General features: G+C 67.4%; 5 protein-coding genes. All 5 read left to right on the top strand.

Annotated elements, in window-relative coordinates; all coding sequences use genetic code 11:
• A partial coding sequence (locus QZ753_RS13370) for an ABC transporter ATP-binding protein (protein ID WP_294644279.1) occupies window positions 1-1654 on the top strand: 1654 nt, incomplete at its 5' end.
• Between the two features lie 207 nt (window positions 1655-1861).
• Window positions 1862-2422 carry a ubiquinol-cytochrome c reductase iron-sulfur subunit gene (gene petA, locus QZ753_RS13365; RefSeq protein WP_294644278.1) on the top strand — a complete coding sequence of 187 codons (561 nt, stop codon included), beginning with the start codon at window positions 1862-1864 and terminating at the stop codon, window positions 2420-2422.
• A gap of 19 nt (window positions 2423-2441) precedes the next feature.
• Complete coding sequence (locus tag QZ753_RS13360) at window positions 2442-3740, top strand: cytochrome b/b6 (RefSeq protein WP_294644277.1); 1299 nt, start codon at window positions 2442-2444, stop codon at window positions 3738-3740.
• Window positions 3741-3763: 23 nt separating this feature from the next.
• On the top strand, window positions 3764-4726 hold the full coding sequence (locus QZ753_RS13355; RefSeq protein ID WP_294644276.1) for a cytochrome c1: 963 nt from the start codon (window positions 3764-3766) through the stop codon (window positions 4724-4726).
• Window positions 4727-4868: 142 nt separating this feature from the next.
• Window positions 4869-5856, top strand: a 988-nt coding sequence (locus tag QZ753_RS13350; protein WP_294644275.1) for a hypothetical protein, incomplete at its 3' end; no start/stop codon positions are given.

The raw sequence follows: 5856 nt of genomic DNA, 5'->3' as shown, positions 1-5856 counted from the left end.
CTGGGTCGTCGATGCGCTCGGCTCGTCGTCGCCGGCGACGCTTCTCGCCGACCATTTCTGGCTTCTCGTGATCCTCGCCGTCACGACGCTTCTCCTGCGCACCCTCGTCCTCTTCGCCGCCTCGCTCATCGAGCAGCAGGTGATCGTTCCCTCGCTCTACAACCGCATCCGCTGGCAGTCCTACCGGCGGCTGATGGATCAGTCCTACATCTTCTTCCAGAACGACTTCGCGGGCCGCGTCGCCCAGAAGGTGCAGCAGGTCGGCGAGGCGACGGGCGACTTCATCGTCACGACGCTCCAGACCTTCTGGAGCTTCGTCACCTTCACGCTGCTGGCCGTCGCCATCCTCGGCGCGATGGACCCGTGGATGGGGCTCGTCCTCTTCCTGTGGGCGATCGGCTACGGCTGGATCGTGCGGGACCTCTTGCCACGTATCCGCCGCGCCGGCCGCGAGAGCGCCGAGGCGCGCTCGATCATGTCCGGCCGCATCGTCGACAGCTTCACCAACATCCTCGCGGTCAAGCTCTTCGATCCCGGCCGGCGGCAGGACGCCTTCGTGCTCGACGGCTTCCGCCGCTTCGTCGAGGCGATCCGCGCGCTGACGCGGGCGATCACCGCCGTGCGCACGGCGGTCGCCGTCCTCAACGGCCTGATGATGACGGCGATCGGCGCCCTGGTCCTGCACTCCTGGATGCGGAACACCGCCTCGACCGGCGACGTCGCCACCGCGCTCGGCCTCATCCTCCGGCTCAACCAGATGAGCGGCTGGATGATGTTCAACATCAACGGCCTCGTCCGCAACTACGGCACCGTCCAGGACGCGGTCGCCACCGTCTCGGCCGCCCCGGCGCTGGTCGACCGGGCGGGCGCGCCGGCGCTTCGGCCCACCGGGGGCGCGGTCGAGTTCCGCGACGTGACCTTCCACTACGGCAAGGGGGCGGGCGTCATCGAGAACTTCTCGCTCGCCATTCGGCCGGGCGAGAAGGTCGGCCTCGTCGGGCGCTCGGGGGCCGGCAAGACGACCCTCGTCAACCTCCTCCTGCGCCTCTACGACGTCGAGCACGGCAAGATCCTCCTCGACGGGCAGGACATCGCCGGCGTGACGCAGACGTCGCTTCGTCGCGAGATCGGCGTCGTCACGCAGGACACCTCGCTTTTCCACCGCTCGATCCGCGACAACATCGCCTATGGTCGTCCCGACGCCACCGAGGAGGAAATCCTCCTTGCCGCACGGCGCGCCGACGCGCTCGGCTTCATCCGGACCGTGCGCGACCCGAATGGGCGCGAGGGGCTCGATGCGTTCGTGGGCGAGCGCGGCGTCAAGCTGTCGGGCGGCCAGCGCCAGCGCATCGCCATCGCCCGCGTCTTCCTGAAGAACGCGCCGGTCCTCGTACTCGACGAGGCGACGTCGGCGCTCGACTCGGAGGTCGAGGCGGCGATCCAGGAGAATCTCGCCGGCATGATGGAGGGCAAAACAGTGATCGCGATCGCGCATCGCCTGTCGACCATCGCCCGCCTCGACCGTCTCGTCGTGATCGATGCCGGCCGCATCGTGGAGGAGGGGACCCACGCCGAGCTCGTCCGGCGCGGTGGTCTCTACGCCTCGCTCTGGGCCCGGCAGTCCGGCGGCTTTCTGCCGGCGGCGGCGGAATGACCGGGTGCGTGTTCTCCGAGCGACATAACCGCCCGAAGCGTCGCCATAGTCTGGACAAGTTCCAAGTGGGCGCTTAGAAATCGCGGCCGAAACGGCTCTAGGGGAGGGCGCGGTCGCTCCGGCGCTCGGTGTGCTCCGCGAGGTCGTGTTGGGACTGAGGCAGGCGCGCCGCATCGATGCGCCGGCCCTGAAGGAGCGCATTTCTCCGTGAGCGTCGATCACAGCAGCGAACCCACTCGCCGGGACTTCCTATACATCGCGACGGGGGCGGCCGGCGTCGTCGGTGCCGTCGCGGCGGTCTGGCCCTTCATCGACCAGATGAACCCGGATGCCGCGACGCTGGCGCTGGCGCAGGTGGACGTCGACATCAGCCAGATCGCGGCCGGCCAGTCGATCACCGCCAAATGGCGCGGCAAGCCGATCTTCATCCGGCAGCGCACCCCGACCGAGATCGAGGACGGCAAGGGCGTCTCGCTGTCCGATCTCAAGGATCCGATCGCGCGCAACGCCAACCTGCCGGCCGACGCGCCGGCGACCGACGTCAACCGCGCCGCCGAGGGTCAGGAGCAGTGGCTCGTGATGGTCGGCGTGTGCACCCATCTCGGCTGCGTGCCGCTCGGCCAGTCCGGCGACTACGACGGCTGGTACTGCCCCTGCCACGGCTCGCACTACGACACGGCGGGGCGCGTGCGTAAGGGCCCGGCGCCCGAGAACATGGCGGTCCCGCTGTACTCGTTCCCCAACCCCACCACCATCCGCATCGGCTGAGGCAAGAGGCACAAAGAACATGAGTGGTCCTTCCTCCTACGTGCCGAACAACGGCGTCATGCGCTGGCTCGACGCCCGCCTGCCGCTGCCCCGGCTCCTCTACGATTCGTTCGTGGCCTTCCCGGTCCCGCGCAACCTGAGCTACGCCTATACGTTCGGCGGCATCCTGGCGCTGTTCCTCGGCATCCAGATCCTGACCGGCGTCGTCCTGGCGATGCACTATGCGGCCAATTCCGGCATCGCCTTCCAGTCCGTCGAGAGCATCGTGCGCGACGTCAACTGGGGCTGGCTGCTGCGCTACATGCACGCCAACGGCGCTTCGTTCTTCTTCATCGCCGTCTACATCCACATCTTCCGCGGCCTCTACTACGGCTCCTACAAGGCGCCGCGCGAGATCATGTGGATCCTCGGTGTCATCATCTTCCTCCTGATGATGGCCACCGCCTTCATGGGCTACGTCCTGCCCTGGGGTCAGATGTCCTTCTGGGGCGCGACGGTCATCACCGGCTTCTTCACCGCCTTCCCCGGCATCGGCGGCCCGATCCAGACGCTGCTTCTCGGCGGCTTCGCCGTCGACAACGCGACGCTGAACCGCTTCTTCGCCCTGCACTACCTCCTGCCGTTCATGATCGCGGGCGTCGTGATCCTGCACATCTGGGCGCTGCACGTGGTCGGCCAGACCAACCCGACCGGCGTCGAGATCAAGTCCTCGAAGGACACCGTGCCGTTCACGCCGCACGCGACCATCAAGGACGGGTTCGCGATGGTCGTGTTCCTCGCGTTCTTCTCGTACTTCGTCTTCTACATGCCGAACTATCTCGGCCACCCCGACAACTACATTCCCGCCAACCCGCTGCAGACGCCGGCCCACATCGTTCCGGAATGGTACTTCCTGCCGTTCTACGCGATGCTGCGTGCCATCACGTTCAACATCGGCCCGATCGATTCCAAGCTCGGCGGCGTCCTGGTGATGTTCGGCTCGATCATCATCCTGTTCTTCCTGCCCTGGCTCGACACCAGCCGCGTGCGCTCCACCGCCTACCGCCCGATCTACAAGATTTTCTTCTGGATCTTCGCGGTGAACGCGGTGCTGCTCGGCTGGCTCGGCTCGCGCCCGGCCGAGGGCATCTACCCGACGCTCTCGCTGATCGGCACGATCTACTACTTCGCGCACTTCCTCATCGTCCTGCCGGTCCTCGGCCTGGTGGAGACCCCGAAGAAGCTGCCGAACTCGATCACGGAGGCGGTGCTGGCCAAGCGCGGCGCCGCGCGCGCAGTGCCGGCCGGCGCCACCGCGTCTCCCGAAACCAAAGGCTGACGAAGCGACCCATGGACCTTGCAATGAGAAAGCTTCTTCCAGCCCTTCTGGTCGCGGGCGTCGTCATGAGCCCGGCCCTCGGCCGGGCGCAGGAGCCGGCTGCTCCCGCCGGACAGATCGTCGGGGATGCGCCGGGCGAGGCGCCGGACGCGACGCGCGGCACCGAGCAGGCGGTCAACGGCGAGCACGGCGGCAGCGCGGGCGGCGAGCATGCCACGCCGCACTATCCGCTCAAGAAGCCGGCCGAGCTCGCCTGGACCTTCGCCGGGCCCTTCGGGCACTGGGACCTCGGGCAGCTGCAGCGCGGCCTGAAGGTGTACAAGGAGGTCTGCTCGAACTGCCATTCGATGAACCTCGTGTCGTTCCGCAACTTCTCGGCGCTGGGCTACAGCGACGAGCAGGTCCGGGCGCTCGCGGCCGAGTACCAGATCACCGATCCGGCGCCGAACGCGCAGGGGGAGATGTTCCAGCGCGCCGGCATTCCCTCCGACCGCCTGCCCGCGCCCTATCCGAATCCGGAAGCGGCCGCTGCGGCTCTCGGTGGCGCCCATCCGCCGGATCTGTCGCTCATCGCCAAGGCCCGCTCGGTCGAGCGCGGCTTCCCGCGGTTCCTTCTCGATATTTTCCCGTGGAGCCAGTACGCCGAAGGCGGGCCGGACTACATCCACTCGCTGCTGACGGGCTACGAGCAGGCGCCCGCCAACGTCACCATCCAGCCGGGCACCTACTACAACCCGCACTTCATCTCGGGCCCCGCGCTCGCGATGGCGCCCCCGCTCAGCGACGGACAGGTGACCTACGACGACGGCGCCCCGGCGACGCTGGAGCAGTACTCCCGCGACGTGTCGGCCTTCCTGATGTGGACGGCCGAGCCGCACCTCGTCGAGCGCAAGGCGACGGGTTTCGTGGTGATGATCTTCCTGATCAGCTTCGCGATCATGCTCTACCTTGTGAAGCGTCGCGTTTGGGCAGATACGCCCCACTGACCGGCCGACCGCGTCGCGACCACATTCAAGGGGCCTTCGGGCCCCTTGTCTTTTGGGGATTGCTTTCCACGGATGATGACCTGCGGTTGAGGGAACCTTCATATTTCCCGGTCTAGGCTTCGCAGGTCTCAAGGGGATCGCGATGTTCCGGCTTCCGTCATTCGATCTCATCCGCATCAGCTCCATCATCGCCCTGTCCTCGAGCATGATCATCGGCTCGATCGCGCTGCGGGGCGTTCTGGACCAGAACCAGCGGGCCGGTGCCTCGCTGGTCGAACTGCAGCTGTTCGAACTCGCGACCGCCGCCGCCACCGCCATCACCAAGGAACGCCGCCCGCTGGAACTCGCGCTCGGCGAGGAGCCGGGTGCGGCCGATGCGATCACCAACGAGCTGCGGGCGGCCCGCGGCGACACCGACCGCGCCCTCGATCGCTTCCGCGTCGGAGCGGAGGCGACGACGCTGCGCGACAGCGTCAACTTCAAGTTTTTGACAGCGCTCCTGCGCGACGAGCGCCGCGGCGCCGACGCGCTCCTCGCCCTGCCGCTGAAGGACCGCCAGATCAGCCTCCAGCTGCGCGTGGCGCGGGGCATGTCGTCGATTTCGGAGACTTTCGTCCCCTTCGTCGACAAGACGGCGCAGCGCGTCATCCAGGCTGACGAGAACCTCGCCGGCCGCGTCAACGTCGCGCGCCTTCTCGGCGCTCTCTACGAGTCCGCGACCCGCCTGCCGTCCGAGGTGATGCCGGCGCTCAAGTGGTCGGAGGTGATCCCGCCGGAAGCGGTGATGACCAGCATGCGCGTTCAGCAGCGCATCCTTGCTCTCTGGGACGTCGGCGTCTCGCAGCTCGAGTTCGGCCCCGATTCGCCGCGTTTGCGGCAGGCGCACGAGGAGATCCGCTCGGTCTACTTCGGCAAGGGCTTCCCCTTCCTCGTCCGCGCGATCGAAACCTATTCGCGCCGACCGCTGAACTCCACCGAGCACGCCAAGCGGATATCCGAGGTCTACGCGCCGACGACGCTGCCGATCCTGCGCATGCGCAACCTCTACGTCGACGCGATGATGGACGAGGCGGTCGAGATCCAGAAGTCGACGCTGATCCAGATGAAGCTCGTCGTCTCCCTCGCCGTGC

Origin of the sequence: uncultured Aureimonas sp. (assembly GCF_913775355.1) — a bacterium.
Classification (GTDB): domain Bacteria; phylum Pseudomonadota; class Alphaproteobacteria; order Rhizobiales; family Rhizobiaceae; genus Aureimonas.
This window is presented reverse-complemented; position numbering and strand designations above follow the sequence as displayed.

What these genes read in the sequence shown, in the direction of transcription:
- QZ753_RS13360 (WP_294644277.1), top strand. Translation starts at nt 2,442, where the DNA reads ATGAGTGGTCCTTCCTCCTACGTGCCGAACAACGGCGTCATGCGCTGG.
- QZ753_RS13355 (WP_294644276.1), top strand. Translation starts at nt 3,764, where the DNA reads ATGAGAAAGCTTCTTCCAGCCCTTCTGGTCGCGGGCGTCGTCATGAGC.